This window comes from Micromonospora inaquosa, assembly GCF_003857055.1.
Taxonomy (GTDB): Bacteria; Actinomycetota; Actinomycetes; order Mycobacteriales; family Micromonosporaceae; genus Micromonospora; species Micromonospora inaquosa.
Genome location: NZ_QGSZ01000178.1, coordinates 22,720 through 48,180, shown reverse-complemented (window position 1 = coordinate 48,180; position 25,461 = coordinate 22,720). Strand labels below are relative to the sequence as shown.

27 protein-coding genes and 1 riboswitch are annotated in these 25,461 nt (G+C 71.1%); of the genes, 9 read left to right on the top strand and 18 right to left on the bottom strand.

What is annotated here, in order from left to right:
• Positions 1 to 57: 57 nt before the first annotated feature.
• From DLJ59_RS10575 to DLJ59_RS10545, 7 genes are read right to left on the bottom strand one after another with little or no spacing between them, the layout of a single operon-like run.
• Positions 58 to 2,271 carry an AAA family ATPase gene (locus DLJ59_RS10575; RefSeq protein WP_124772327.1) on the bottom strand — a complete coding sequence of 738 codons (2,214 nt, stop codon included), beginning with the start codon at positions 2,269 to 2,271 and terminating at the stop codon, positions 58 to 60.
• Positions 2,272 to 2,307: 36 nt separating this feature from the next.
• On the bottom strand, positions 2,308 to 2,820 hold the full coding sequence (locus tag DLJ59_RS10570) for a hypothetical protein (RefSeq protein WP_124772326.1): 513 nt from the start codon (positions 2,818 to 2,820) through the stop codon (positions 2,308 to 2,310).
• A gap of 38 nt (positions 2,821 to 2,858) precedes the next feature.
• Entirely contained in the window at positions 2,859 to 3,617 is a 759-nt protein-coding gene (locus DLJ59_RS10565; RefSeq protein WP_208648621.1) for a GTP-binding protein, read from the bottom strand.
• A complete protein-coding gene (locus DLJ59_RS10560; protein WP_124772325.1) occupies positions 3,595 to 4,077 on the bottom strand; it encodes a DUF742 domain-containing protein in 483 nt (160 codons plus the stop codon). Before DLJ59_RS10560 ends, DLJ59_RS10565 begins: the two co-directional genes overlap by 23 nt.
• Positions 4,074 to 4,547, bottom strand: a complete 474-nt coding sequence (locus DLJ59_RS10555) for a roadblock/LC7 domain-containing protein (RefSeq protein ID WP_124772324.1) — start codon at positions 4,545 to 4,547, stop codon at positions 4,074 to 4,076. The genes DLJ59_RS10560 and DLJ59_RS10555 overlap by 4 nt, the downstream gene beginning before the upstream one ends.
• Positions 4,544 to 7,156: a nitrate- and nitrite sensing domain-containing protein gene (locus DLJ59_RS10550; RefSeq protein WP_124772323.1), complete on the bottom strand. Its 2,613-nt coding sequence runs from the start codon at positions 7,154 to 7,156 to the stop codon at positions 4,544 to 4,546. The genes DLJ59_RS10555 and DLJ59_RS10550 overlap by 4 nt, the downstream gene beginning before the upstream one ends.
• Positions 7,143 to 8,321, bottom strand: coding sequence for a hypothetical protein (locus tag DLJ59_RS10545; RefSeq protein ID WP_124772322.1), 1,179 nt, complete (start codon positions 8,319 to 8,321; stop codon positions 7,143 to 7,145). Before DLJ59_RS10545 ends, DLJ59_RS10550 begins: the two co-directional genes overlap by 14 nt.
• 372 nt (positions 8,322 to 8,693) lie before the next feature.
• On the opposite strand from DLJ59_RS10545, the gene DLJ59_RS10540 reads away from it, so the two are divergent.
• Both DLJ59_RS10540 and DLJ59_RS10535 read left to right on the top strand, forming a co-directional pair.
• Positions 8,694 to 11,558 (top strand): alpha/beta fold hydrolase, encoded by a 2,865-nt coding sequence (locus tag DLJ59_RS10540; RefSeq protein ID WP_124772321.1) that lies wholly within the window; start codon positions 8,694 to 8,696, stop codon positions 11,556 to 11,558.
• Positions 11,558 to 12,451: an ABC transporter permease gene (locus DLJ59_RS10535; protein ID WP_124772320.1), complete on the top strand. Its 894-nt coding sequence runs from the start codon at positions 11,558 to 11,560 to the stop codon at positions 12,449 to 12,451. The genes DLJ59_RS10540 and DLJ59_RS10535 overlap by 1 nt, the downstream gene beginning before the upstream one ends.
• A 9-nt stretch (positions 12,452 to 12,460) precedes the next feature.
• Here the strand turns inward: DLJ59_RS10535 and DLJ59_RS10530 are convergent, their stop codons facing one another.
• The 6 genes from DLJ59_RS10530 to DLJ59_RS10505 all read right to left on the bottom strand — a co-directional run bounded on the left by DLJ59_RS10530 (position 12,461) and on the right by DLJ59_RS10505 (position 17,156).
• Positions 12,461 to 13,141 carry a DUF4232 domain-containing protein gene (locus DLJ59_RS10530; protein ID WP_244235948.1) on the bottom strand — a complete coding sequence of 227 codons (681 nt, stop codon included), beginning with the start codon at positions 13,139 to 13,141 and terminating at the stop codon, positions 12,461 to 12,463.
• 178 nt (positions 13,142 to 13,319) lie between these two features.
• The gene (locus DLJ59_RS10525; RefSeq protein ID WP_208648620.1) at positions 13,320 to 14,213 is read right to left on the bottom strand and encodes a virulence RhuM family protein; all 894 of its coding nucleotides are present in this window, start codon (positions 14,211 to 14,213) and stop codon (positions 13,320 to 13,322) included.
• Between the two features lie 155 nt (positions 14,214 to 14,368).
• Positions 14,369 to 15,925, bottom strand: a complete 1,557-nt coding sequence (locus tag DLJ59_RS10520) for a plasmid pRiA4b ORF-3 family protein (RefSeq protein ID WP_124772318.1) — start codon at positions 15,923 to 15,925, stop codon at positions 14,369 to 14,371.
• A 12-nt stretch (positions 15,926 to 15,937) separates the two neighbouring features.
• Positions 15,938 to 16,207 (bottom strand): hypothetical protein, encoded by a 270-nt coding sequence (locus DLJ59_RS10515; RefSeq protein ID WP_124772317.1) that lies wholly within the window; start codon positions 16,205 to 16,207, stop codon positions 15,938 to 15,940.
• Entirely contained in the window at positions 16,195 to 16,458 is a 264-nt protein-coding gene (locus DLJ59_RS10510; protein WP_244235947.1) for a DivIVA domain-containing protein, read from the bottom strand. The genes DLJ59_RS10515 and DLJ59_RS10510 overlap by 13 nt, the downstream gene beginning before the upstream one ends.
• Positions 16,459 to 16,601: 143 nt before the next feature.
• The gene (locus DLJ59_RS10505; RefSeq protein ID WP_124772315.1) at positions 16,602 to 17,156 is read right to left on the bottom strand and encodes a hypothetical protein; all 555 of its coding nucleotides are present in this window, start codon (positions 17,154 to 17,156) and stop codon (positions 16,602 to 16,604) included.
• Positions 17,157 to 17,352: 196 nt separating this feature from the next.
• On the opposite strand from DLJ59_RS10505, the gene DLJ59_RS10500 reads away from it, so the two are divergent.
• From DLJ59_RS10500 to DLJ59_RS10485, 4 genes are all read left to right on the top strand, one after another.
• Complete coding sequence (locus DLJ59_RS10500) at positions 17,353 to 17,583, top strand: GntR family transcriptional regulator (protein ID WP_124772314.1); 231 nt, start codon at positions 17,353 to 17,355, stop codon at positions 17,581 to 17,583.
• A gap of 81 nt (positions 17,584 to 17,664) precedes the next feature.
• Positions 17,665 to 17,925: a hypothetical protein gene (locus DLJ59_RS10495; RefSeq protein ID WP_124772313.1), complete on the top strand. Its 261-nt coding sequence runs from the start codon at positions 17,665 to 17,667 to the stop codon at positions 17,923 to 17,925.
• 62 nt (positions 17,926 to 17,987) lie between these two features.
• Positions 17,988 to 18,563, top strand: coding sequence for a hypothetical protein (locus DLJ59_RS10490; protein ID WP_124772312.1), 576 nt, complete (start codon positions 17,988 to 17,990; stop codon positions 18,561 to 18,563).
• Positions 18,550 to 18,972 carry a hypothetical protein gene (locus DLJ59_RS10485; RefSeq protein ID WP_124772311.1) on the top strand — a complete coding sequence of 141 codons (423 nt, stop codon included), beginning with the start codon at positions 18,550 to 18,552 and terminating at the stop codon, positions 18,970 to 18,972. Before DLJ59_RS10490 ends, DLJ59_RS10485 begins: the two co-directional genes overlap by 14 nt.
• Before the next feature lie 55 nt (positions 18,973 to 19,027).
• Here the strand turns inward: DLJ59_RS10485 and DLJ59_RS10480 are convergent, their stop codons facing one another.
• The 3 genes from DLJ59_RS10480 to DLJ59_RS10470 form a co-directional block, all read right to left on the bottom strand.
• On the bottom strand, positions 19,028 to 19,822 hold the full coding sequence (locus DLJ59_RS10480) for a hypothetical protein (RefSeq protein WP_124772310.1): 795 nt from the start codon (positions 19,820 to 19,822) through the stop codon (positions 19,028 to 19,030).
• 11 nt (positions 19,823 to 19,833) lie between these two features.
• On the bottom strand, positions 19,834 to 20,184 hold the full coding sequence (locus tag DLJ59_RS10475) for a hypothetical protein (RefSeq protein WP_124772309.1): 351 nt from the start codon (positions 20,182 to 20,184) through the stop codon (positions 19,834 to 19,836).
• A 161-nt stretch (positions 20,185 to 20,345) separates the two neighbouring features.
• A complete protein-coding gene (locus DLJ59_RS10470; protein WP_124772308.1) occupies positions 20,346 to 20,609 on the bottom strand; it encodes a hypothetical protein in 264 nt (87 codons plus the stop codon).
• Between the two features lie 427 nt (positions 20,610 to 21,036).
• On the opposite strand from DLJ59_RS10470, the gene DLJ59_RS10465 reads away from it, so the two are divergent.
• Positions 21,037 to 21,492, top strand: coding sequence for a DoxX family protein (locus tag DLJ59_RS10465; protein WP_124772307.1), 456 nt, complete (start codon positions 21,037 to 21,039; stop codon positions 21,490 to 21,492).
• Between the two features lie 147 nt (positions 21,493 to 21,639).
• Here the strand turns inward: DLJ59_RS10465 and DLJ59_RS10460 are convergent, their stop codons facing one another.
• Positions 21,640 to 21,945: an ArsR/SmtB family transcription factor gene (locus DLJ59_RS10460; protein WP_124772306.1), complete on the bottom strand. Its 306-nt coding sequence runs from the start codon at positions 21,943 to 21,945 to the stop codon at positions 21,640 to 21,642.
• 90 nt (positions 21,946 to 22,035) lie between these two features.
• Between DLJ59_RS10460 and DLJ59_RS10455 the strand changes: the two genes are divergently transcribed.
• Positions 22,036 to 22,998, top strand: a complete 963-nt coding sequence (locus tag DLJ59_RS10455; protein ID WP_124772305.1) for a DMT family transporter — start codon at positions 22,036 to 22,038, stop codon at positions 22,996 to 22,998.
• Here the strand turns inward: DLJ59_RS10455 and DLJ59_RS10450 are convergent, their stop codons facing one another.
• Positions 22,999 to 23,760 (bottom strand): hypothetical protein, encoded by a 762-nt coding sequence (locus DLJ59_RS10450; protein WP_124772304.1) that lies wholly within the window; start codon positions 23,758 to 23,760, stop codon positions 22,999 to 23,001.
• 171 nt (positions 23,761 to 23,931) lie between these two features.
• A riboswitch (SAM riboswitch) is annotated at positions 23,932 to 24,067 on the top strand.
• A gap of 10 nt (positions 24,068 to 24,077) precedes the next feature.
• Here DLJ59_RS10450 and thrC point away from each other — a divergent pair.
• On the top strand, positions 24,078 to 25,364 hold the full coding sequence (gene thrC / locus DLJ59_RS10445; RefSeq protein WP_124772303.1) for a threonine synthase: 1,287 nt from the start codon (positions 24,078 to 24,080) through the stop codon (positions 25,362 to 25,364).
• Positions 25,365 to 25,461: the final 97 nt, after the last annotated feature.

Sequence of the window (25,461 nt, the reverse complement as noted above, 5' to 3'; positions counted from 1 at the left end):
TGAGGAATATGACGTACTAGGAACGCCCTGGGCGTGACGAAAGGTTGTACTGGTTGGTCACTCCCGGTTGGCGGCGTACGCGGCCAACCAGGCGACCTGGGCCGGGTCGAGCGACGGGCGTACCCGGGCCCGGGCGGCCGACACGTGTTCGGCGGTGACCGTGGCGGCGGCGAGCGACTCCCGCATCGCGGCCAACGCCGCTTCGCGGACCAGCGCCGCGCAGTCCGCGGCGGAGAAGCCGGTCAGCTCGTCGCCGAGGGCGGCCAGGTCGACCTCCGGTGCCAACGGCACCTGCCGGGACGCCGCCCGCAGGATCTCCGTGCGGGCCGGCCCGTCCGGCGGTGGCACGTAGACCAGTCGCTCCAACCGGCCCGGCCGCAGCAGCGCCGGGTCGACCAGGTCCGGCCGGTTCGTGGCCCCGACCACCACCACGTTGCGCAGCGTCTCGATTCCGTCCAACTCGGTGAGCAGGGCGGCGACCACCCGGTCCGTGGTGCCACCGTCGGTGGCCTGGCCGCGCACCGGTGCCAGCGCGTCCACCTCGTCCAGGAAGATCAGGGTGGGGGCCGCCTCCCGGGCCCGCCGGAACAGCTCACGGACCGCGCGTTCGCTCTCACCGACCCACTTGGAGAGCAGTTCGGCGCCCTTGACCGACAGCACGTTGGCCCGCCCCGACCCGGCCAGCGCGGTGACCAGGTAGGTCTTGCCGCAACCCGGCGGCCCGTAGAGCAGCACGCCGCGCGGCGGCTGCACGCCGAGCCGGGCGAAGGTGTCCGGGTAGGTCAGCGGCCAGAGCACCGACTCGGTCAACGTCTGCTTGACCTCGTTCAGCCCACCCACGTCGTCCAGGGTCACCGACGCCAGGTCCAGGGTGGACGCCGCCATCGTGGTCGGCCGGACCACTTCCCGGGCGGCGGTGAAATCGGCCATCGACACCGTCGGCGTCTCGGCGGACTTCTGCCGCAGCGCCGCGCGAACCCCGGCCTCCCGGACCAGTGCGGCCAGGTCCGCCGCGACGAACCCGGGGGTCCGCGCGGCCACGTCGTCCAGCCGGACGTCGTCGGCCAACGGCACCTGCCGGGTCAGCACGGTGAGCTGTTCACGGCGCAACGCCTGATCCGGCAGCGGCACGCTGATCCGCAGCGACAGCAGGTCCGGCGCGCGCAGTGCGGGGTCGACCGCCTCCGGCCGGCCGGTGGTGCAGACCACGGCGATGCCGGCGCGGACGCTCTCCGCGAGCACCTGACGGAACACCGTCGCCACCGGGCCGGGCTCATCCGCGGGTACGAGCGCCTCGACGTCGGTGACCAGCAGCACCGCCGGCCCGCCGGCTCGGGCCGCCGCCGCCGCGGCGCGCAACCGTTCGGCGGCGGCCTGACTGGTCAGCGCCGCCACCTCCGGCGCCCAGAGCGGGTGCACGCGGGCACCGACCCGGGCGGCCACCGCCCGGACCAGCGCCGACTTCCCGGAACCCGCCGGGCCGACCAGCAACACGCCCAACGAGATGGTGGTGCCGAGCCGGCCCAACACCTCCCGGTGGTGGAAGCCGAGGTCCAGCAGCTCGGTCAGTTCCTCGGCCTGGGCCCGCAGACCGGGCAACTCGTCCACGTCCGGTGCGTCCTCCACCGGAACGGCGTCGGCGCTCGCACCCGGCCGGGCCGGCGTCGCGCCGCCCGGAGCAGGCCCGCCGTGGGTGGTCGCGCCGTGCTGCCAACCGACCGACGTGCCCATGGTGACCAGCGCGCCGGCCGCCGGCTCGACACTGACCACGGTGAGCAGCGTGCTGGTCCAGGCGAAACCCACGGTGTTGGCGAGGCTGCGCCGCGCCGCCTCGACCAGGCTGCGGACCGAGGCGTCCGGCAGCACGTCCTGCGGCAGCAGCGACACGTCATCCCCGGCGGTGAGCACCTTGCCCAGCAGGGCCAGCCGGAGCATCTCGGGGCTGACCGCCGCGACGACCTCCACCGGCCCGGCCAGGACTACCCGGCTCGCCGGAACCAACGGCACCGGACTCACCAGCACCTGACCGCCGTCACGCAGACCCAGGTTGCCCAACGTCAGGTCGTCGGCGTACAGCAGAGCGCTGCTCGCGCCCGGCCCGGCGGCCACCGCGATTCCGGCCGTCTCCCGGCGACCGGCAAGGCGGACCGGGTCGCCGGGGCGCAGCCCCAGCGCGGTCAGCGCCTCCGGGTGCAGGCGCACGACGCCCCGTCGGGCGTCCAGCGCCGCCGGCCGCAGGCTCGCCGTCAGAGTCAGGTCGGGTTGCGCCACTGCCCGACCGTAGCCGCCAGCAGCCAGCCCCGCCGGTCAGCGCCGCGGATCCAGCTCGTCCAGCAGCGTCGGGTCGCGTCGGATCAGCTCGGCCAACCGGGCCGCCGGGTCCGGGGTCAGACCGTCCGGGCCCGGCGCCCAGGCGGGCACCGTCCGACCCGAGAGCGGCCAGGCCGGCGGGGGTTCCACCGGGGTCGGCGGAGGCACCGGCCCGACCGTGACCGCAGACCCGTCCCAGGACACCCGCATCGGGTACGCCCGCCCGGCGTGCTCCACCTGCACGGTCACCGCCAGCCCGGGGTGGGCCCCGACGACCTGGCGGACCGCCTCGGCCACCTCCTCGACCGGTCCCCATCCGGCCACCTCGCTCGGGGACTCCACCCCCGCGTGCCGCGGGTCGTGTCGACCCGACCGGGCGTTGCGGGTGTCGCCGCCGGGGCCGGGCGGGCTCGACGGTGCGGTGGTGTCGTCACGCTCGGCGGCCCGACGGCGCGACGCCTCCTCACGTCGGGCCAGCCGGGCCAGCGTCTCGTCCAGGTCGCCCCTCACCAGATCACCTCTTCCCGCCACGGCCGGAGCTGGCTGGCTCAGGCCTTCCTGTCCCGGGTAGCGCGGTCCAGCGCGCGGTCCAGGACGACCAGTAGGGCGTCCCGCACCGAGCGCCGGTCGCGGGCATCGAACTGCACCAGGGGTACATGATCGCCGATGGCCAGCGCCCAACGGATCTCGCCGAGCTCCAGGGCCAGTCGCCCGTCGAAGGCGTTGACCCCGACGACGAACGGCAGCCCGGCCCGCTCGAAGAAGTCGATGGCCGGGAAACAGTCGTCCAGCCGGGCGCTGTCCACCACCACCAGCGCGCCGAGCGCTCCCCGGGCCAGGTCGTCCCACATGAAGCCGAACCGGGTCTGCCCCGGCGTGCCGAACAGGTAGAGCTTCAGACTCCGGTCGATCGTCACGCAGCCGAAGTCCATCGCGACCGTGGTGGTGGTCTTGGCCGACCGGGCACCCGGGTCGTCCACGCCGATCCCTGCGCTGGTCATCTCGGCCTCGGTGGTCAGGGGCGCGATCTCGGAGATCGCACCCACTGTGGTGGTCTTACCCACCCCGAATCCACCGGCGACCAGGATCTTGACCGGGATCGGCGGTGCGGCCGGCCTACCGACCGGAGGCGGCACCGACCCTGTCCCGGACGAGGGCCGGTACGGCGGCGGCGCGGTCGGCGGTGGCCCGGCCCGCCCGACTATCGGCCCGGTGCCCGAAGACATGCCGTAACGGGCGGCGGCGCTGTTCGCGGCGACCCCGCCGAGCGGGGCGGCCGGCCATTCAGGAGATCGCACGGAGTCCATCAATCACTCGCAGGATGAGATCGGGGTCGACAGCGTCGTCGGTGTCGGTGACGTGCACGTCCAGGTGCCCGGCGGCGCGTAGGTCGCCGACCAGGACCCGGACCACGCCGAAGTGCAAGCGGGCGCGGGCCGAGATCTCGGCCACCGAGATCGGCTCGACGCAGAGCGCGATGATCGTCTGAAGCTCCGGTGCCAGCAGGGCGCCCGGCGGGCCGACCCACCCGGTGCTGTCCATGCGGACGGTCACCTGGGTCTCCAGCCCGATCGCCGGGTCGGCACCCGCCACCCGCCCGGCGGTGAGCACGAACGGACGGGGGCCGGACGGTTGGTCCCCGTCCGGCTCCGGCAGCACCGGTGTCGCCGCCGCGCCGTCCCCGAACGATGCTGACGTGCGCAGGTACGGGCGGATCCGAACCCTGGGTTCCGAATCCGGATCCTCGCCGGCGACGTCGGGGGTCACTGCTGAACGGCGTTCTTCAACTCGACGATCAGTCGCGGGGTCAGGGCGCCACCGGCCCGCCCGGCGAAGAGCGTCATCTCGTACGCGACGGTGCCCAGGTTCGCCGACCGGTCGGCGACCACCCCGAGCACGGAACCGCTGCTGATCGCGCTGATCAGCAGGTAGCCGTCGGCCATGTCGACGATCACCCGGTTCAGGCCGCCGAGCGCGTACCAGCTGGCGGCCCCGCCGGCGAGGCTGGTCATCCCGGACACGACGGCGGCCAACCGCTCCGCGTTGGACCGATCCTTGATCGCCGACATGGCCATCAGCAGACCGTCCGAGGAGACCGCGATCGCCTCCAGGACCCCGGCGGTGCTGGAGGTGAAGGAGTCCAGCAGCCAGTTGAACGTACGGGCCTCCGGGCTGAGGTCCCCATTGGTGCTGGGCTGGGTCTGGTCGACGTTGTCGTGCAGGAAGGGGCTGGTCACCGTGATGATCCTTCTTCGTTCCGGTGGTCGGGGCTGACTTCGCGGAGAGCGCGGGCGACGCCCGCCTCGAACTCGCTGATGAGGTCGCGGACCTCGGTCGGGTCACCGAGATGGGTGGTGGGCGGTTGGCAGGCCGGGACGGCGGCGAGGTTCGCCCCCGGTACCCGTCGGCTCAACCGGGGCCGCTCCGGTGCGGCATCGGTCGAGCCGCCATCACGCGGCACCGTGGGGCCGGCGCCTCCCGGTGTGCTGGGCAGGTCGACGGTCGGGCCCGGTTCGGCCACCCCGGCCCGCGCCGACGGGTCGCTGGTCGTCCGCGCCGACGCACCGTCGAGGCCCGGTGCCACCTGCATCTCGGCGCGGCGTACGCCGGCTTGGAACGCCTCGACCAGCGCGCGCGCGGCGGCGGGGTCCGCGCTGGTGGCGTCCACCGGCCGGGTCGTCGCGCCGGTGGCGTGCAGAGTGGCCCCGGGCACCCGCTGCCGCACCCGCGACCCGGCCGGCGTGCCCGCCGGCTGCGGGCTCTGGGGTTCGGGAACGGTCTCCTCCGGCTGGCCCCGACCGAACGCGTTCCAGGACGGGCCGGCGTCCAGGCTGCGGGTGGCCCGGCTGAGCAGGTCCGAGTCGAAGCGGGCCGGCACGGCGACGGCCGTCGCGCGGGGCGGCGCGTCGTGCTCGGGGTCGAGGGTCGCCGTGGTGCGCCGATCCCGATCCGGCACCGCGGCGCGGGCCACGGTGGCGCCGGCGCGGTCGGCACGGCGCAGCACCAGCGACGTCGACGGGATCTCCAACTGCGCGGTCACCCCGCCGCCGCCGGTGGAGGCCAGGGCAACCTGCCAGCCGTGCCGGCGGGCCAACCGGCCCACCACGAAGAGGCCGAGCACCTCGGTTGGGGCCAGGTCGAGCCGTTCCCGGCGGGTGAACCGGGCGTTCTCCTCAGCCAGCCGTTGCTCGCTCATGCCGATGCCGTGGTCCACCACCGTGAGCCGCGCACCGAGGCCGGACGTCTCGGCGGTCACCAACACCCGCGTGTGCGGCGGGGAGAAGACTGTCGCGTTCTCCATCAGCTCGGCCAGCGCCAGGACGAGGTCACCGACCACCGCCGGTGCGGCCGAGACGCCCGCCGGCACCTGTACCTCCACCCGGGTGTAGTCCTCGATCTCGCCGAGCGCCAACCGGACCACGTCGGCCAGCGGCACCGGCGCGGTGTGCGCGTCGGCCCCGGCCGAACCGGAGAGCACCACGAGGCTGCCGGCGTTGCGCCGCAACCGGCTGGAGATGTGGTCGAGTCGGTACAGGTGCTCCAGGCGGCCCGGGTCGGCCTCCTGCTGCTCCAGCCGGTCGATCAGCGCGATCTGCCGACCCACCAGATTCTGGGTACGCCGCCCGACGTGGCCGAACATCTGCGCCACGTTGCGTCGGCCGGCGACCTGCCGTTCGACCAGCTGCGCCGCGGTGCTCTGCACCCGGTCGAAGGCCCGCGCCAGGTCGCCGATCTCGTCGTTGGCGCGGATGTCCACCGGCTCCAACCGGACCGCCTGGGGTCTCTCCGTCTCGTCGTCGGTGACCCGGACCAGCTCCGCCTCGGCGACCCGGGCGACCCGGTCGGCCGAGCGGGTGAGCCGGGTCAGCGGTCGGGCCACCGTCCGCGCCACCGCCACGCTGAGCAGCACCACCAGCGTCAGGATCAACGCCGCCATGGCACCGACCAGGTACGCGGCGGTCAGCGCGCGCCGTTGCTCGGCCGTCACCTCGGCGAGCACGTCCGCGACCAGCTTCTTCTCGACGAACTGACCGAGCCGGATCATCGTGCGGACGGCCGGGAAGAGCGCCTCCATCGGCACGTCGCGAACGGCGCCGGCCGGATCCCGGGCGCTGGTCACCAGGAAGTCGGGGCTGGTACGCGCGGCCACCGCCGCCTCGTTGAGCTGGGCCACCGTGAGCTGCTCAGGCGTGATCAGGCTGCGGAAGCGCGAGTTGTCGACCTGGAGCGCGGCGATGCACGCCACGTACCCGGCGGTGGTGTCCGGGGTGCCGATCGCCTTGACCAGCAGGCTCAGGGTGGCGCAGGCGCCGAGGCCCTCGTCAGCGCGGAGCAACCCGTCGAGGGCGAGCACCTGCCGGCCCGGCAATGTGTTGGTGTCCACGCTGAACGGCAGCCGCAGTGACTCGATGATCCCCTTGTTGACCGGGCCGAACGCGTCCATCACCTGACCCGGGTTGGCGGCCCGGGCCAGGACGGCCGCCCGCAGGTCGATGAGGCTGGACACGCCGTCGAGGGCGCTGTCGACCTCGTCGGTCAGCGCGTCGCTGCGGGCCGCCCGGAGGTCGGCCACCCGGTCGTCCACGTCGGCGGACTTACGGACCAGTTCACTGCGTTCGACCCGGCCGAACAGGAAGCCGACGGAGAGGATGCGTTCCTGCTGGAGATCCTGGACCAGGCTGCCGACCCGGCTGGCCAGCCGGACCCGTTCGGCGGTGTCACCGGCCCGCTGCGCGGCGGCGACCCGGTCGAGCATCACCGGCACGGCCAGACCGACCATGCTGAGCAGCGGGATCACCACGAGCAGGGCGAGCTTGCCGCGGATCCGGAGCCTACCGAGCAGCATCGAACGCCCCCCACTGTGTGGTCTCCGGCTCACCGGCCGCGCCGGCCGGTTGCAGCGCCCGTGGCTCGTCGGCCGGCGGTTGCCACAGGTCGCGGTACAGCGGGGTGTCGTGGCCTTCCACGTGGGTCGCGGCCTGGGCGGCCCGACGCCGGGCCCGGCGAGCGGCGGCGATCAGCAACGCGGCGAGCCAGCTCAGCAGCAGCGCGGCAACGACCCCCGCTCCGGCGGTCAACCAGCGGTCCCGGTTGAACCGGTCGATGCGCTCGACCAGCAGGGTGTCCAGTTCGGTGAGGATGACCGGCTGAAGTTGGCGGGCCGAGCGGTGCGAGTTGAGCGCGGCGGCACTCAGCTGGCTCGGGTTGACCACGCCGGTGTCCTTGCCGGGCACTGAGTACGCGGCAAGCGCCTCCGCCGAACGCTGGTAGGTGTCCAGTGGGGTCAACACGTTGGCGCCGAGGTCGGTGCTCTCCGAACCGTCGACGGCCGAGCGCAGGTTGTCGACGAGGTCGGCGGCGGGTGCCAGGGCGGACACCCGTAGGCCGCTCAGCTCCATCAGGCCGCGCGGCTGCTCGGCGGCGGGCCGGCGGGAGACCAGCGTGCCGAGGTCGGCGAGTCGGCCGGCGGCGACCACCGCCTCGGGCAGCTCCTGGCCGGCGCTGTCCTGGAGGAAGAACGAGTCGGGGTCGGGGTCGCGGACCAGCCCGGAGCTTTCCCGGACCTTCCGGTGCAGGGCCAGCAGCAGGTCGGCGACCTCGCCGTAGGCGGTGTAGGCGGCCTCGGGGTCGGTGGCGCTACGGCCGCGCAGCGCCTCCAGCTTCGCCCGTACGCCGGCCCAGCGTTCCTGACTGAGCAGTTCCGCGCCGATGCGGGCGTCCACCGCGGCGGCCTCCTCGACCGCGCTGTTCAACGCGTCCCGTGCCACCGGGCGGCCGTTGACCGCGTTGGACTGGGCCTCCACGAGGGCGTCGGTGACCGCCGCCAGTGCGGTGAGGTACTGCACGCCGAGCCGTTCCCGGGCGGCGAGGTCCCGGTCGTCGGTGATCTGCCGCCAGTTCGACGTGACGAGCAGGCCCAATGGTGCCAACAACGCTCCGATGAGCAGCAGGGGCAGCAGTCGGCCCAGCGTGGACGGCCGTCGACGAGCCCGCGGCGCGGGGACTGTCATGTGTGTCTCCTCCGGCGTGGGGCGCGAGTCGGCGCGGCGTCGGGCTAGCCGACAAGTCCCGTCCACCGGACCGGAAAACTAATCGAACCCCCGACTGGTCAGACCTCACTGAACGAGTCAGGTTCGCGTCACTTCGAGTCATGTCACCATTTGTCCGCGTTGCCGACACGCTCTGTGTCAGCCGTGGGTGTGACATGGAGGGATCGAGGTGGATATCCCCGGAAGATCGGAATTCACGGGATCCGAAGTCAACTCGCTGTGCCGCGCCGGACGTTGCGCGCTCGCACCCGACTCCGCACCGATCGGGGCAACCGGACGGACGTACGGCGGATCTCAGCCAACGCTCAGGCTGCGGGCCGTACCGTGTGCCGCATGACATCGCCGTCGCCGGCCGCGTGGTTCCGGCGTGCCCTGCCCACCCGCCGCCGCGCGACCGCCGCCGCGGTGGTCGTCGTGCTGTCGGCCGCCGCTGTGACCTGGGCGGTGTGGCCAGAGGGACCGGGCGTACGCACCGAGAGCGCGATGCTCACCGTCCGCTCCGGACCGTCCGGCGACGAGCCGGTGGACCTGGACACCACGCTCTACCTGCCCGACGACGCCTCGTCCGGTCGGAAGGTGCCGGCGGTGCTGCTGGCGCACGGGTTCGGCGGCACGAAGGAGTCGGTGCGCTCCGACGCCGAGGAGTTCGCCGGGCGCGGGTACGCGGTGCTCACCTGGACCGCCCGAGGTTTCGGCCGCAGCGGCGGTGAGATCCACCTGGACAACCCGGACTACGAGGTGCGCGACGCTCAGCGGCTGCTGGACTGGCTGGCCGCTCGGCCGGAGGTGCGCACCAACGCCGCCGGTGACCCGCAGGTCGGTGTGGTCGGCGGCTCGTACGGCGGCGGGTTGGCGTTGCTGCTGGCCGCCCAGGACCGTCGGGTCGACGCGATCGTCCCCATGATCACCTGGAACGACCTGTCTCGCGCGTTCCTGCCGGAGAGCACCGGGGCAGCGCCGACCGAGGGCGTGTTCAAGAAGGGCTGGGCCGGCCTGTTCTTCGGCGGTGGCGGCAACGTGGGCTCCGGCCCGGCCGGGCTCTCCGGCGGGACCGCCGCCCAGCCGCAGGGCGCACCGGCGTCGGCCGGCCCGCCCAGCCCCGGGCCGGGTGCCGGACCGGGCACCGGCCCCGGTGGTGCCCCGACCGGTGCCGCCGACCCGTCCTGCGGTCGGTTCGCCGCCGACGTCTGCGCCGCCTACCTCCGGATCGCCACCACCGGACGCGCCGACCAGGCCGCCGTGGACCTGCTGCGCCGCTCCAGCCCGGCGGGTGTGCTTGATCGGATCAAGGCACCCACCCTGCTGGTGCAGGGCGAGGCGGACACGCTCTTCCCGCTCGGCGAGGCGGACGCGAACGCGCGCGGCATCGCCGCCACCGGCACCCCGGTACGCGTCGCCTGGTTCACCGGCGGCCACGACGGTGGCAGTGGACCGCGCTCGGACGAAGACCGGGTGAAGTTCCTGACCATCCAGTGGCTCGACCACTACGTCAAGGGCGAGGGGGATGCGCCCGGCGACGACTTCACCTGGTCGCGGATCGCCGGCTTCGACGCGCTCGACCGGGGTCTCGTCGCCACCGGTTTCCGTCGGGCCGACTACCCGGGTCTGACCGGCAACGCGCGCCGGGAGGTGACGGTCACCGGCCCGGCGCAGCCGATCGCCAACCCGCCGAACGGCAACCCGGCCGCCATCTCCTCCATCCCGTTCGCGGGCGGGCTCGCCTCGCTGTTGGACGGCGTGGCCGGCGACGTGCCCGGCCAGCACGCCCGGTTCGAGTCGGCCCCGCTGACCGAGGCGGTCGACGTGGCCGGTTCGCCCACCGTCACCCTGCGGGCCGCGTCGCCGACCGGTGAGGCGGTGCTCTTCGTCAAGCTCTACGACGTCGACCCGGACGGCGCGGCCACCCTGCCGAACGGCCTGGTCGCCCCGATCCGGCTCACCGGCCTGCCGCAGCAGGTGCAGGACGCCCGCCCGGTCACCGTGACGCTGCCCGGGATCGTCCGACGGGTGGAGGCCGGGCACCGGCTGCGCCTCGTCGTGGCGACCTCCGACCAGGCGTACACCACGCCCGCCGAGCCGACCGTCTACACGGTGGCCGCGGACGGCGCGGTCAGCCTGCCCACTGTCAGCGGCGAGCCGATCCCCACCGCTGCCACGATCTGGCGCTGGGTGCTCGCCGGCCTGCTCGCCGCCATCGTGATCGGGCTCGTCGTGGTCGTTGCCCTGGTCCGCCGCCGGCACCGCCGCCAGGACCGGTCGGTGCATCCGGAGTACGCGGACACCCCGCTGGCCGTGCGCGAACTGCGCAAGGAGTACGCGGACGGCTTCGTCGCCGTGTCGAACGTGGACTTCGAGGTGCACCCGGGTCAGGTCGTGGGTCTGCTCGGGCCGAACGGTGCCGGCAAGACCACCACCCTGCGGGTGCTGATGGGGCTGACCCAGCCGACCGCCGGGGAGATCTACGTCTTCGGTCGACGGCTGGTGCCCGGCTCGCCGGTGCTGTCCCGGATCGGGGCGCTGGTGGAGGGGCCGGGCTTCCTGCCGCACCTGTCGGGTCTGGACAACCTGAAGGCGTACTGGCGGGCCACCGGCCGGCCGTGGGAGGACGCGCAGTTCGACGCGGCGCTGGAGATCGCCGGGCTGGGCGACTCGGTGCATCGGAAGATCAAGAACTACAGCCACGGGATGCGTCAGCGCCTCGCCATCGCCCAGGCCATGCTCGGTCTTCCCGAGTTGCTGGTGTTGGACGAGCCGACCGACGGGCTCGACCCGCCGCAGATCGCCGAGATGCGCCGGGTGCTCCAGCGTTACGCCACGGACGGGCGCGCGGTGCTGGTCTCCAGCCACCTGCTGGCCGAGGTGGAGCAGACCTGCACGCACGCGGTGGTGGTCAACAAGGGCCGGATCGTGGCGTCCGGGCCGGTGGAGGAGATCGTGGGCGAGTCGCCGAGCGTGCTGTTCGACGTCACCGACCCGGTGGCGGCGCGCGCGGTCCTGGACCGGTTGCACGGGGTCACGGTGCTGCCGGAGAGCGACGGCCAGTTGGTGGTCGACACCAACGGCACGGCCCGCAGCGACGTGGTGGCCGAGCTGGTGCGCGCCGGCATCGGAGTGGACCGGGTGGTGCCCCGGCGACGCCTGGAGGACGCGTTCCTCGCCCTGGTGGGCGAGAACTCTCGGGGAAGCGGTGACCGGTGATGGCAGGCTCTTCAGTCGAAACGCCGCTGGGCGTGACCGACCCGGCCGGTGCGGCCCGGGGCTACCGGCCGTCGGCCACCATGCCCTTCGCGGCGGAGTTCCGGCGGCAGGCGTCCCGGCGGCGCACCCAGCTGGCGCTCGGGTTCATGGTGCTGCTGCCGCTGATCATCCTGATCGCGTTCCAGTTCGACTCGGGCGACGACGACAACGGTCGCAACGAGTTCTCCAGCCTGGTCGAGCTGGCCACCTCGGGTGGGCTCAACTTCACCCTGTTCTCGATCTTCGTCTCGGCGTCGTTCCTGCTGGTGGTGGTGGTCGCGCTGTTCTGCGGCGACACTGTCGCCAGTGAGGCGAGCTGGGGGAGCCTGCGCTACCTGCTGGCGATCCCGGTGCCCCGGGCCAGGTTGCTGACGGTGAAGCTGGTGGTCGCGCTCGCGTACTCGGGGCTGGCCCTGATCCTGTTGGCCGGCACCGCGCTGCTGGCCGGGACCCTGCGCTACGGCTGGTCGCCGCTACGCAGCACGGTCGCCGCCGAGCTGGAACCCACCGAGGGGTTGCTCCGGTTGCTGGCGGTGCTCGGCTACCTGGCGGTCGTACTCCTGGTGGTGGCCGGGCTGGCGTTCCTGCTGTCGGTGACCACGGACGCCGCGTTGGGCGCGGTGGGTGGTGCGGTGCTGCTCTGGATCCTCTCCAGCATCCTGGACCAGATCACCGCCCTGGGCGCGCTGCGCGACTTCCTGCCCACCCACTTCAGCACCGCCTGGCTGGGATTGCTCTCGACCCCTGTGCAGACCGACGACGTGGTACGCGGCTGCATCTCGGCGATCAGCTACGCGACCGTGTTCTGGGGGTTGGCGTTCTGGCGCTTCACCCGCAAGGACATCACCTCGTAGCGGGTCGGCTCACAGCCGGCTGTCGGGTGGGCTCACCGACGACGGCACCGCGCTCGGGGCTGGCGGCGGGGCTGGTCGAGTCGGCGCCGGGCTGGTCGGATCGGCCTTCTTCCAGGCGCTGACGCCGATCCGGCCGGTGTTGCCAAGGTCGATCGGCCCGTAAGGGTCAACCTCTTCGGCCGGCTGCCCGGCAGCGGGCGACACTGTCAGAAACTCGCCGTTGGTGGCGACCACTGTCGAGTCGGTGACCAGGTTGCGCCAGAGCACCGCGGCGGTGGCCCGCTCCCCGGCGGCGAGGGTGACCTGCCGGGGTGGTTGGTCGAAGCCGGAGGTGATCTCCTTGGCGCCGTTGACCACCTTCAGCATGATCGGCTCGCGGGCTTCGTCGAACACGTGCAGCACCGGGTACCCGTTGAGCTGGTAGGGGTGCTCGCCGCAGTTGACCAGCTCGATGCCGAGGGCGCGCAGGCCCGAGGCTGCGTCCCCGCCGGTCGACCGGATCCGAATGCCGGCCGGCGGGCACTCGGTCAGCGGGTCGGTGCTCGGCGACGGGCTCGGCGCGGTCGGCGGCCGGCCCGGAGGGTCCCCGCCCTGGCCCCGATGGTCGCCGGGAGTGCAGCCGCCGAGCACGAGAGCCATCGCGACCGTCGCGCTGATGCGCCGCCGTGCTGCCGTGTCGTGGGAGACCATTCGTTGATCATCGCCCACGTAGACGTGCCGCCGCCGCCCGCCCCTGACAGTCCCAGTGCTGTGTCGGGCTGCCCCGTGCCTGAGCCGGCTTCACTATCCTCGCCGGATCGCCTGCCGTTGCTCGCCGGGACGGGGCTCCTTGTCGTGAGCCTTTGGAGCTGATTCGTTTACGACATCGCTAGCCTGCTGACGCATCCTGGTCGAGCGATCCTCCGCCGTGTCGGTCACGGCGCTCGATCTCCAGAAGCTCGGCAAGGTCCCGTTCTTCCTGCCGGCGTGCCTCCTCAGCCTGCACAGCCCGGCGCCGATTGTCGTATTCGGCGTATATCTGACCCACCCGAGCCTCGGCGGCAGTGGCCGAAATCCCGCCAGCGCCAGCCAGTACCTGCCGTTCGTTGAAGGTCAGGAACGCGTCGGCGCGCTGAACCCACTCCGCCATCAGGATCTGCTGCCGACGGCGTGCCCGGTCTTCGGCGAAGTCGAGGAACATCGTCGTCAGGCGGTTCAGCTCGCTGACCTCGTCCGCAGTCAGATAGTTCTTGGAGATGGTCACGTCGGCCTTGCGGACCTGTTGGCCGCGCCAGGTGGTCAAACCCATGGTTGGCGACTCCGCGTCGCCCCGCTTCACCATCAGCTCGCCGGCGGTTTGGCCGGTGACGGCGTAGAGCAGCTTGTTCTGAATGGTGGCGAAGAACGTCTTGGCGGTGTCACTGGTGCCGGAGTAGTCGGCGCTGGTGGTGGCGAAGATGTCGCGAATCTTCTGGTAGAAGCGCTTCTCCGATGCCCGGATGTCGCGGATGCGTTCCAGTAACTCGTCGAAGTAGTCCGCAGCCGCGACGTCCTTGAGTCGCTCGTCCTGCATGGCGAAGCCCTTGATCAGGTACTCCGACAGGACTGTCGTCGCCCATTGCCGGAACTGCACCGCGCGGGGCGTGGTCACCCGGTAGCCGACGGCCAGGATCATGTCCAGGTTGTAGACCTTGATCTCACGCCGCACCTGCCGCGTGCCCTCGGCGCGAACTACTAACTCAGAGTTAATAGTTGCCTCAGTCACCTCCTCGTCGGCCAGCACTCGGCGCATGATCTGCACGATGTTGGGGACCGAGGTTCCGTACAGCTCGGCCATCTGAGCCTGAGTAAGCCAGACCGTCCCTCTGGTTGCACGAAGTTGGACGACGGACCCGCCGTCGTCGGCGCGGTAGAGGATCAGTTCGCCGACAGGGTCGGTCACCCGTGGCCCCCTTCGGCCAAGGCTCGGGTGATCTCGGTGGCGTCGAACCGGGCGGGCTGGAAGTCGGTGGCCGAGGCCAGTCCGAGCCACTCCAGCCGGTCGTCGTGTTCGGGGTGGCCGGGATCGTTCAACACTTCGACCAGTTCGGCGTAGCCCCAGATGCCACCGCAGTCGTCCGGCGGGGCCGCCCGCCGACCGCCCGTGCATCGTGGGTACGCGATGGGCTGGCGAGACAGCACTTTCTCCACCACGATCTCGTGGTCCCAGCTGTCGCCGAAGTCGTACGTGTAGTTGAAACGGTCTCCGACGGCGGGCGCGACCTGTTCCAGGGTCACCGGGCCTTCGGCGCGGTAGCCCAACTCCCGGTCGGCGACCCGGAAATCGCCGTATGCGGTCTCGAAGACATGCAGGTGGGAGTCGTTCCAGCCGAAAGCCACCTGGATGATGTCGTGCAGGTCGGCCAGGCTGGTGTCGGCGGGCAGTTCCAGACGCCGCCAGATCGGCGGCTTCGCCCCCCGCAGGCCCACCTTGAGCTGGTAGATGGGCGCTGCTGGGCCGGACTTCTTCCGCTTCGCCGGCAGCTTCCGCCCGGCGGCACGCCGTCCTGCGCGGGTTTGGATCTGCTGCGCCTGCCCGGCGATCTGGGTGATCATGTCCAGCAGATCGAGGGTGGTCTGACCGGCGTCGGCGTCGTGCTCGGCCGGTGGGCGCGTCGGCTCGGGCAGCGCACGGATTCGGGCTCGCAGCAGCACCGCCAGCAGGTGGTAGCCCGGACCGCCCTCGTCGTCGAATTCGTCGTCCAACTGCGCGGGGTCACGTTCCTGGTCGTGGTCTGCGCGGGCGTCGAGGGCCCGTGCGACCTGCCACCGAAACTCGGCCGGGTCCAACAGTTCCTCGGCGATCGTCAGACCGGCACGACGGCCGTTCTGCTGGATGGTGCTGACAACCTCGTCCAGGGCGTGGGCGGGAAAGAACACGATGTCGGCCGCCGCGTCACAGTCGAGGTGGTCGACGTGGAGGAGGAACCCGTACGAGCGTCCCGCCCGCTCGAAGGCGCAGACGAGCATGGAGGCGCTGCCAGCCGGGTCGGCAAACCGCCGACATGGGCCGACCCGCACGGGCTGGCGCAGCTCACTGGCCCAACTCGGCGCTGTGACGCCCGCGTCCATCAGACGCCGGGCGGCAGCCGCTGCGACGGTGCCCTCCCGGACGGCGTCGATCGCGAGTAGTACGGCGAGCGCCTCCGGCGTGCCGATCTCGGCGACGGCCGGCAGCATTCCCTCGTTGAGCGCCTCGGTGAAGTCTTCGCCGGCAAGATCACCGGCGGAGAGGAAATTCGCGGCAAACAACTCGGCCTCGACGGGGTCGTCCGTCTTGATCAGGTGTGCACCCTCGCCGACCAGGTCGTCGATGAAGTTCTGCGGATCAATGTCAGCACTTGAGCACGCCGGGCAGTCGCACTGATCCACCTCGGCGGGACTGGCCCGACGCACGACCTGCTGGCCGGATCGGCTGGGCTTGGCACGCTTACGACGGCGGCTCTCGGGACTCATCCGAGCATGTTTTCACGGCTGCGAGGGCCCGGCCGCACACGACCCGCCGGGGTGGTCGGTCGGCAGGGCGCAGCGGGCGCCGCCGGGGAGGCGACGGTCGCACCAGACCCGGGTATGCAGGAATTGCCGGTCCTCCTCGCTGAGGGTCGTCTCGCCGAAGTCGATGGCGAGCACATGGCCGAGGGAGTGGCGTAACGCCATGGCCAGCGCCGCAGCGTCATCGACCCGGTGCAGGGTGGTCGGCAGGTGGATGATCCAGTGCGGTTCGGTCACCGGGACCACCGGCTGTTCGGGGCCGTCGAGGTGTGCTGACAGATGGTGTGCCGCGACTGCCACTGCCGCAGGGCCTGCCGGATGCGTTCACCTTCGGTGTTGGCGGTGGCGAGGTCGCGGGCGAGTCGTTCCAGTTCGTCGGCGAGCAGGTCAAGGTAGGCGTACACCTGGGTGGGGTCGAGGCCGCGCCACCGGCGGGTGCCGAAGGTGGCGGCGCGGACGTGCTGGGGCAGCAGGCGCTGCATGGCCCGGTAGATCACTGCTGGACCGCCTTCCACTCGATGGGTTCGTCGGCGGCACCGGGGCGGGCGGGGTCGGCCGGCACGACCGCGCGTGGCGTACCGACCGGAGCCCGGCACCCACCCCGGGCCTTTTCCGCCCCGCGGAGGTCCGCGGGGAAGCTTCAGTCGGTGGCGGCTTCCGCGCCGGACAATCCGCCGGTGTACGACGTGAGCGCGGCGACGGCCGACGACAGGCTCTCGGTCATCAGCCCGAGCTGGTCGGCGGCGCGGTGCCACTGCCCGGCCGCCGTCTCGGTGGTCGGGTCGGTGGTCGGTTCGTGCTGGTCGGTGTCGAGGAGTTGCTGCCCGGCGGTGCTGATCCGGGCCGGGAGCTGCCCGATCCGGGTCGCGGCGACAGACAACTGGTCCCGGACGGTGTCCAGCACCTCGATCAGACCGCCGATGGTGGCCCGATCCTGGTGGCCGGCGTCGGCGCGGAGCAGGTGAACACCGTCGCTGAGCTGCCGCTCGGCGTCGCCGGCCAGGTCGAGCGCGTCCTCGCCGCTGCGGCGCGCCAGCCGGATCGCCGGGTGGGCGCAACCCGCCCCGGTCCGTTCCAGCAGCACAGCAGCGGCGGCGACGGCGAGGTACGTCTCGCGCAGCTCGGCCGTCACCTGCTCCACGGACCAGATCGCGCTCGCCGCTGGCGCTTCCGTCGCCGTCTCCGACACGGTCATGGGTGGATTCCTCTCGTGGGGTTACGGGGATGCCGGGGCAGCACAGCGGGGTGCCGCCCCGGCGGGGGAACCACCCAGTGCCTAGCTGGAAGCTCCATCCGCAGCTTTACCGATAATGCCAGTAAAGTCAACGATGCGCTTGAGGTATCTCGCGTGGTTGTGGTCAGATGGGCGTGCCTAGCTGGGAGTACCTCGCATGCCCTCACCACGAAAGTTCGAACCGCACTACCGGCGGATCATCGCTGACATCAGGAAGCGCATCGCCGACGGTGAGTGGCCGCCAGGTCACAAGCTGCCCTCGACCAAGGAGTTGGCGGATATCTACGACGTGCGTAGCCAGTCGACGGTCCGGCAGGCCATCACGATCTTGATCGAGACTGGCGAGCTGTACGGCCACCAGGGACTCGGTGTCTTCGTGGCTGAATAGGGCCATCGGTTCGGGACTGCGATATGCGTCGATCTCCTATACCGTATCCCCGATGTGCTTCGAGCGGGGACGGGTGGCCAGATGAGCATCGCAGATCTGAAGGCGACCCTTGGTGCTGCCATCGAGTCGGCCCGCCAAGGCCGCCGAACCCTCGATCTGGCGATTACTCAAGCTGAATCAGCCACCGGTGAAGCGGCCCGAGTCCTCCGGGGTAGCCAGCATGCCGAGGTAACCCGCACTCACAGCGCGCTCAGTTCCGCCCAAGCCGAGGTCGGACCGACTCGCCGACGCTTCGATGCCGTTGCCGAGAAGGTAGGCGACTACCGCTCTCAGCTCGGGTGACCAGCGTTGGCGATGTAGTCGCGCACCTTGTGGCGATACGAGCAAACCTCGACAGCGCTGCTGTGACCGCGTCTCGTGCACAGGCGGACGCCGAACAGGCGCTTGCGCATCTCTCTGAGGTCCGTCGGGGTGGCAACAATCAACTGCTGGCGGCTGCTGCCGCAGATGCCGAAGTCGCCAGGGACAAAGCGGGTCGTTACGCGCGGCTGCTGGCGGATGCCGCCCGGCACATCAGTGCCTACGTGAACGTCATCGCCCCCGGGGCCGCACCAATGGACCCGTCCGTCGACGCCTCCGCGCCCTCGGGGGAGCGTCTTGTCACCGAGGCGGAAGCCCGCGGCAGCAAAGCCGACATACTGTGGCGCCGGCAGGTCCAGAAGGCGGACGACACCGAAGACGCCCTCAAGAGCAGTGAAAGCGGCGCGAACCAGTTCCACAAGTTCCTCAGCCAGGACAATCGCGGCGGATCAAGTACTGGCACCGCCTCGCACGGACCAGCTCAGGAGTCTCCCCAGATCGACAATCCCGTGACGGCGATGGTGATGGCGGCGGGTGCCCTAGCCGTGATCGCCAAGGCGATGTGGAACTATGGCCACACTCGACGAGCGAGGAGACGGGACAGCGATGATCAAGCCTGACCTGATCGATTACGTCCGGACGATGATTCAGGGCGACTACGCTGCCAACGAGTCTGTCGGTGCCCGGCTCGACGCCGAGGGCTGGGACGGCTTTCCTCGGTTCCTTGCCGCTCTGTTCTTCGTCGCCGTCGACCGTCGATTCGGCGAGACTGCAGACCGGGCCGGCGTCATCAGATTTGTCGCAGACCTGCGCGCTCAGTATGACGGTGGCCCTGAGATCGGCGCTGAAGACGCCGAATCGTTGATCCTCTCCACCATCGATCCTTCGCTTGACTATGCGATCAGCCAGGAGATGATCGGACGGATCCAGGCGGCGACGGTCCAGAAAATCTTCACTGACGAGGCTCTCGCTGACGCCGAGTTGGAGGCGCTGCTCACGGAGGCAGCCCAACTCGCCTCGCGGAACTGAGGAATACCAGCGACAGAACAACCCACAGTGGCCTCGTCAGAGAGCTGACGACCAGTTACGCCCGAAGCGCAGGCTGTGGCGGGGGGACCACCTTGTCGAGCTGTCGCTCCAGGCTCAGCGGATCGTCGAAGAACTCGACATCGCTCACCGTCTGAAGCTCCGTCACTATCGCCGCCGGCCAGTCCCGCTTCGAGCCGGCCAAGGCGGCGATCCGGCGCTCCTTGGCGATCGTCGAGAGACCGAAGACGTGGTAGCAGTGCTCTGCCGCTTGGTCCGGGTCTCGCAAGCTGAGCGCTTGCACGTATGCCGCCTTGCCATCGTTGGTCACTCGCACCGTCACCGAGCGGGTGCGCCCGGACCCGAGCGGGATCGGCGCGTCCCGTTGGAGGTTGCGAGTGCGACCGGCCCAGACGGTGACCCGATCGGCAACCCGATCGACGAACCTCATGCCCGCCTGCCGGGGTGCGAGCCACCGAAGCTGATCGGCCCGCAGGGACGCCTGGGCGACGGCAAGGATCAGGCGGCCCAGATCGTCGGCGGTGCCGAAGGTAGCAAGCTCACCCGGGACGGCGTTGACCCCATTGAGCCCAGCACCGCGGGTGATCTCTGCGAACGCCTCCGCTGCGCGACCGGCGAAGAGGTTGACCCCCGCCATCGCCAGCAGAGTGGCCGCCGTTGCGCGATCACTGACCCGGAAGCCGGTGCCCATCGGCTCGACCAGCACGCGCACGCCGTCGCCGTCGCCGTAGGCCAACGGCAGATCAACCAGCAGGCCATCGCCGTACGGATACGCGACGGTGTTGTCATTGGCGGTCCGCAGGACCGCGCCGATCACGGTCGTGGCGTCCACGATCATCCCCCTCACGGTTCTGACCAGCCGAAGTCGGTGCCGAACGTGATGAAGCATTCCGCAGCGAACGCTTCCAGGAGCGCACGGTAGGTCCCAGGAGGCACCCGTGGTTGCAGCGGAACGAAGGGGATGTCGTCGGGCTCGTAGGCGGCCTCCTCGCCCCCGCCGGGCTCGACCCGGTGCTTGTGGGTGCCGGCGAAGGGACGGTGTGGCGTGTTGACGCACAGTCGGCGGGCCGAGAACGCCAGCCGGCCGTCACCGGCGAGATATTGAAATGCTGGCTCGCTGGGCTTTAGCTCGTTGATTAGTACTCGGAGTCGGCATGGGGCGAGCGCGGGGATCGACGTGTCGACCCGGACCAAGCCCTCCCGTGTGACGTGGTTTCTTGTGGTCCAGGTGATGCGGCCGACGGTCACCGCTTCCGCAAGGGGGACAACAGTGCACCGAGGTGGCCAGCCGTCATTAGCTGAGACCTCTGCTGACTCACAACTCGCCCTCCCGACGTGCGCTGTTCTGGCGGAGGTCAGCCGAGCACGTTCATGTAGTTGCGTGCGGCCTGAGAACTCCCCTGGAGCAGGGTCATCGCCTCCACGAGGCGTTGCTTGCTCTGCTCGCCGCGCGCGATCGCCTCAGCGATCGTCGGATGCCCGGTGCCAGCCGCCACCGCACGCAGCCGGGCGAGCGTCTGTTCGGTCGCCTCGATAGCCGCGCGGATCTGCTGCTGGGTGCTGTTGCCCTGCTCGGCGGCCTGGGCGAGTGCGGCCTTCACTTCCTCGATGCTCGCCATCTGGCCCCCTCCGGCTGATAGGCGAGACATTCTCGCTCCGCGTGGTGGGCCGGACACTATCGGATACTGCCGTCTCGCCGCTGCCCCGAAAAATCGCCAGAGTCGGCAAGGCGACACCACGTCAAAGGCATCGGGCGCAGGGCGACGGGTTCCCGGGATCAGCGGGTGTGTCGTGGCCTTGCGGGCTCATGACGGGCCGTACCCACAGTGTGGGAGCGTGCCCACGGCGGTCGGCGTGGCTCGAATCTTTCTCTTTTCGCAGCTCAGGGACTCGGGCGGCCCGCCTGCGAGGCTGCGAGCGCTCGACGTGGGGCCCTGGACGTCGGTACATTCCGACCGGGGACTTTCCCACTAACAAGGAATTTATAAACGTCGATACTTAGATGCCTCACATTGGAGAGATCCGATTCCTTCGATGGAGGTACCGATGAACGTTTCTCGGCTCGGCGGGCCGACCCTGTCCCTGTTTCGCATCGTGATCGGTCTGCTGTTTGCGTTGCATGGCTTGACCTCGGTGTTCGGGTTGTTCGGCGGCAACCCGATGACCGGCCAGGCGGAGCCGGTCGGCACCTGGCCGGGCTGGTGGGCCGCGCTGATCCAGCTCGTCTGCGGCGCCCTGGTGCTGGCTGGTCTCTTCACCCGACCCGTCGCTCTGCTCGCATCCGGCTCGATGGCGTACGCCTACTTCGTCGTGCACCAGCCGGATGGTCTGCTGCCGTTGCACAACGGTGGTGAGCTGTCGGCGCTCTTCTGCTGGTCGTTCCTGCTGGTCGCGGCCCTCGGTCCGGGTTCTTGGGCGCTCGACACGCTGCTCGCGCGTCGCCGCGACATTCGGCCTGTGCCGGTGTCGTCGATGGCCGAGAGCAGCTCGATCGTCGTCTGACCGCACCCGTGCTGCGTCGCCGGGGCCTCGACTAGGCGGCCCCGGTGACGCGCCGGTCAGGGAGTGGCCTGCTGAGGAGCGTGCGCGGGTGGCAGGTGTCTACCCGCCCCGCAGCGGTGCCCGACGCGAAGCGCGAGGGGTGAAGCGTCAGGCCGGCGGGCGTTGGGTGAGGACCGCGTCCAGCAGGCCGGGGTAGAGCTGGTCCAGCTCGTCCCGGCGGAGCCGGACCAGTCGGCTCGTGCCGGCGGCGCGGGTCCGGGTCAGGCCCGCCTCGCGCAGCACCTTGAGGTGATGGCTGCGGGTCGCCTTGGAGACGCCGAAGTCGAAGCTGCCGCAGGCGGACTCACCGCCTTCGGCGAGCGCCCGGACGATCTGTAGGCGCACGTCGTCGGCGAGCGCGGCCAGCACGCTGGTGACCGGTACGGCGGTCAGGTCGGGTTCGTGCGGCTCCATGTGACCAGTGTAACCCTTGTTCGACAATAATCGAACAACACCCTATGGTCGGTGTCGTTGGTTCGACGATACTCGAACAAGGAGTTGCCGATGCGATCCCGCGCCGTCGCATACCCACTGCTCGCCGTGCTCGGCTGGGGCGTGATGTTCCCGATCCTGGCCAGCGCGCTCAACCGGGTCGACCCGCTCAACCTCACCATCGCGCGCTACCTGCTGGCCGTCGCCGTCCTGGTCGCCATCCTGCTGTTCCGCGAGGGTGCCAGCGCACTACGGCACGGCGGTCGGACGGCCGAGGTGGTGGTGCTCGGCGTGGTCGGCTTCGCGGGCTTCAACCTGCTCACCAACCTGGCGCTCGAACACGCCACCCCGCAGCAGGTCTCCCTCTTCGTGGCCACCACGCCGGTGATCACCCAACTCGTCCGCTGGGTTCGGGACGGCATACGCCCGAAGCCGCTTCTGCTGGCCCTCTCCCTGGTGGCGCTCATCGGGGTTGGCCTGGTGATCACGCGCGGGAGCCTGGCCGGCCTCGGCCAGTTCGGCCTCGGTGGGCTGATGATGATCGGCGCCGTGTTGGGCTGGGGCATCTACACCCACGGCGCCAGCCGGTTCGGCGAGTGGTCGCCGCTGCGCTTCACCACCCTGACCGCGCTCGCCGGCACAGCCGCCATGCTCGTCGTGAGCGTCGGCGCCGACGCCGTCGGCTGGCAGCACGCGCCGGGCGCCGCCGACCTCGTGGCGATCACCCCGCAGTTGGCGTACGCCGTGTTGGTGGGCGCCGTCATCGCGGTCCTGGCCTGGAACACCGGCGTGCAGCGACTCGGCGCGGCCAACGCCGCGCTGTTCATGAACCTGGTCCCGGTGACCACCTTCGCGGTACAGATCGCCCGCGGCTACCGGCCGGTCGGGGTTGAGCTCGCCGGGGCGGCGCTCACCATCGCCGCCCTGGTCGCCGCCAACGTGGCGACCCGTGCCCGCACCACCCCCGCCTCCCAGGCGACCGCCGTCGCCGACCCGGTGGCGGTTGTCGACCCGGTCGCGGTGGTGAGCCGTTAGCTAGCCCGGCCGGGTCAGTTCCACGGCGACCAGACCGGCGGGGTGGTTGAGCACGACCCGATAATCGCCGACCCGGCCCTCCTCCCGCTCGGGCCGCGCAGCCTTGCCGACGGTGATCCGGCGATCCAGCCAGGCGTCGAGGCTGTCGCGGTCCGCGGCGGCGGCGAGGACCCCGAGAACGCAGTCGTCGATGAACTGCCGCCCCTCGTCGGTGAGCGACCGATCGCCCGGGCCGCTGGCCCCGCAGTAGACGCCGCGCAGCCGTTTCTCCTGGTCGATGAGCAGCGTTACCTGCCGGGTTCCGCTGGCCGGGTCGCCGGCCGCCCCGCTGCGCCGGGTGGCGGAGCCGAAATACGGATTGCTGTAGAGCCGCAGCTTCCACCGTTCTGCCAGCCGTTGCATCAACGCCTGCGGATCGACATCGGGTATCGGGGTGTCGCCGTTGTCGAAGGGTGAGCGGGTGGGCGCCGGCTTGCCTCCGTCCAGGGAGGCGCCGGGGGCCGCGGAAGCCCCTGCGGTCGGCGTGCCGGTGTCCGGCCCGACCGCCCCTGCGGCGCCGGGGACGGCGGCGCTGCTCGGCGTGTCTCGCGCCGCGTCGCGCCCCACCGGTGGGGCGTCGGTCCGCCGGGTGACGGCGACCGCCGCGGTGACGACCACTGCCGCGATGGCGAGCACGAGCGCCAACCACCACGGTGGTCGCCTTTGTCGGTGCCGCTCCGAAGAGTCGGCCGAAGGGTGCCCGGTGGCCTTGTCGATGGTCATGCGGTTGCCACCATGCTCGATGCCTATCACGCAATATCGACACACGCCACCGCCGCGCGTGCGGCGGGGTCCCGCGGGTCGTTCGTGGCGGGGCTGGTCGGCCTGTTCACCACGCGGGACGGGCGTGGGCGTCCCGCTCGGCGGTGCGTAGACTCGACGGCACAACTGAATACCTCATCCAGAGGGGCTGAGGGATACGGCCCGACGACGCCCCGGCAACCACCCCGCGCGCTCACCGCTGAGCGCCCCGCGGGGCAGGTGCCAATTCCGTCCCCGCCGCACGGTGCGATGCGGGGAAAGATGAGAGGACTCTCGACATGACGTCGACGCTCGCCGCCTCCGGCATCGACACCTCCGCCAGCCCCGCCCGCGCCCTGGTCTGCCGTGCCTGTTCGGCCCGCTACCCGCTCGCCGCGCAGCACGCCTGTTACGAGTGTTTCGGCCCGCTGGAAGTCGACTACGACATCGCCGCACTGGCCACCGTCACCCGGGAGCAGATCGAGGCCGGCCCGAAGAACATCTGGCGGTACGCAGCCCTGCTGCCCGCCGGTCAGGACCCGGCCAGCCGGGTCACCCTCGACCCGGGGCTGACCCCACTGGTGTCGGCCCCGCACCTCGCCGCCGAGCTGGGCATCACCGCGCCGCTCTGGGTGAAGGACGACAGCGCCAACCCCACCCACTCGTTCAAGGACCGGGTCGTCTCGGTGGCGCTCACCGCAGCCAAGGCGCTCGGCTTCACCCGGTTCGCCTGCGCGTCGACCGGCAACCTGGCCAACTCGGTGGCCGCCCACGCGGCCCGCGCCGGCGTACCGTCGGTGGTCTTCATCCCCAGCGACCTGGAGCAGGGCAAGGTCATCACCACCGCCGTCTACGGTGGCGAGTTGGTCGCCATCGACGGCTCGTACGACGACGTCAACCGGCTCTGCGGCGAGCTGGTGGAGACCGACGAATTCGAGGACACCGCGTTCGTCAACGTGAACGTCCGGCCGTACTACGCGGAGGGCTCCAAGACCCTCGGCTACGAGGTGGCCGAGCAGCTCGGGTGGCGGATCCCGGCGCAGGTGGTCATCCCGATGGCCAGCGGCGAGCTGCTCACCAAGATTGACAAGGCGTTCTCCGAGTTGGTGGAGATCGGCCTGGTCGAGGCGCCGGTCGGCGGCTGGAAGGTCTTCGGTGCGCAGTCCGCCGGCTGCAACCCGATCGCCGCCGCCCTGCACGCCGACACCGACACGATCACACCGGTCAAGCCCACCGGCATCGCCAAGTCGCTCAACATCGGCGACCCCGCCGCCGGCCTCTACGCGCTGGAAGCGGTCCGCCGCACCGGCGGCTGGATGGAGTACGCCGACGACGACGAGATCCGGGCCGGCATCCGCGATCTGGCCCGTACCACCGGGGTCTTCGCCGAAACCGCGGGTGGGGTGACAGTGGCCGTGCTGCGCAAGTTGGTCGAGTCCGGTCGGCTCGACCCGACCGCCGAGACCGTCGTGTTCAACACCGGCGAGGGCCTGAAGACCATCGACGCGGTGGCCGGCCAGGTCGGGCCGACCCACCACATCAAGCCCTCGCTGCGTGCCGCCCGCGACGCCGGCCTCCTCGGCTGACCCGCCGGCCCGGTACCCGTCGGCCGCCCTCCGGGTGGGGGATGGGCGGCCACCCGAATGGGGGACCGGGCGGATCCGCCGGGTAACTGGCTTTTCG

Coding starts and splice junctions, on each gene's coding strand:
- DLJ59_RS10565 (WP_208648621.1), bottom strand. CDS start 3,617: ATGGACTCCGTGCGATCTCCTGAATGGCCGGCCGCCCCGCTCGGCGGG.
- DLJ59_RS10550 (WP_124772323.1), bottom strand. CDS start 7,156: ATGCTGCTCGGTAGGCTCCGGATCCGCGGCAAGCTCGCCCTGCTCGTG.
- DLJ59_RS10545 (WP_124772322.1), bottom strand. CDS start 8,321: ATGACAGTCCCCGCGCCGCGGGCTCGTCGACGGCCGTCCACGCTGGGC.
- DLJ59_RS10540 (WP_124772321.1), top strand. CDS start 8,694: ATGACATCGCCGTCGCCGGCCGCGTGGTTCCGGCGTGCCCTGCCCACC.
- DLJ59_RS10535 (WP_124772320.1), top strand. CDS start 11,558: ATGGCAGGCTCTTCAGTCGAAACGCCGCTGGGCGTGACCGACCCGGCC.
- DLJ59_RS10530 (WP_244235948.1), bottom strand. CDS start 13,141: ATGGTCTCCCACGACACGGCAGCACGGCGGCGCATCAGCGCGACGGTC.
- DLJ59_RS10520 (WP_124772318.1), bottom strand. CDS start 15,925: ATGAGTCCCGAGAGCCGCCGTCGTAAGCGTGCCAAGCCCAGCCGATCC.
- DLJ59_RS10505 (WP_124772315.1), bottom strand. CDS start 17,156: ATGACCGTGTCGGAGACGGCGACGGAAGCGCCAGCGGCGAGCGCGATC.
- DLJ59_RS10500 (WP_124772314.1), top strand. CDS start 17,353: ATGCCCTCACCACGAAAGTTCGAACCGCACTACCGGCGGATCATCGCT.
- DLJ59_RS10495 (WP_124772313.1), top strand. CDS start 17,665: ATGAGCATCGCAGATCTGAAGGCGACCCTTGGTGCTGCCATCGAGTCG.
- DLJ59_RS10485 (WP_124772311.1), top strand. CDS start 18,550: ATGATCAAGCCTGACCTGATCGATTACGTCCGGACGATGATTCAGGGC.
- DLJ59_RS10470 (WP_124772308.1), bottom strand. CDS start 20,609: ATGGCGAGCATCGAGGAAGTGAAGGCCGCACTCGCCCAGGCCGCCGAG.
- DLJ59_RS10465 (WP_124772307.1), top strand. CDS start 21,037: ATGAACGTTTCTCGGCTCGGCGGGCCGACCCTGTCCCTGTTTCGCATC.
- DLJ59_RS10460 (WP_124772306.1), bottom strand. CDS start 21,945: ATGGAGCCGCACGAACCCGACCTGACCGCCGTACCGGTCACCAGCGTG.
- DLJ59_RS10455 (WP_124772305.1), top strand. CDS start 22,036: ATGCGATCCCGCGCCGTCGCATACCCACTGCTCGCCGTGCTCGGCTGG.
- DLJ59_RS10450 (WP_124772304.1), bottom strand. CDS start 23,760: ATGACCATCGACAAGGCCACCGGGCACCCTTCGGCCGACTCTTCGGAG.
- thrC (WP_124772303.1), top strand. CDS start 24,078: ATGACGTCGACGCTCGCCGCCTCCGGCATCGACACCTCCGCCAGCCCC.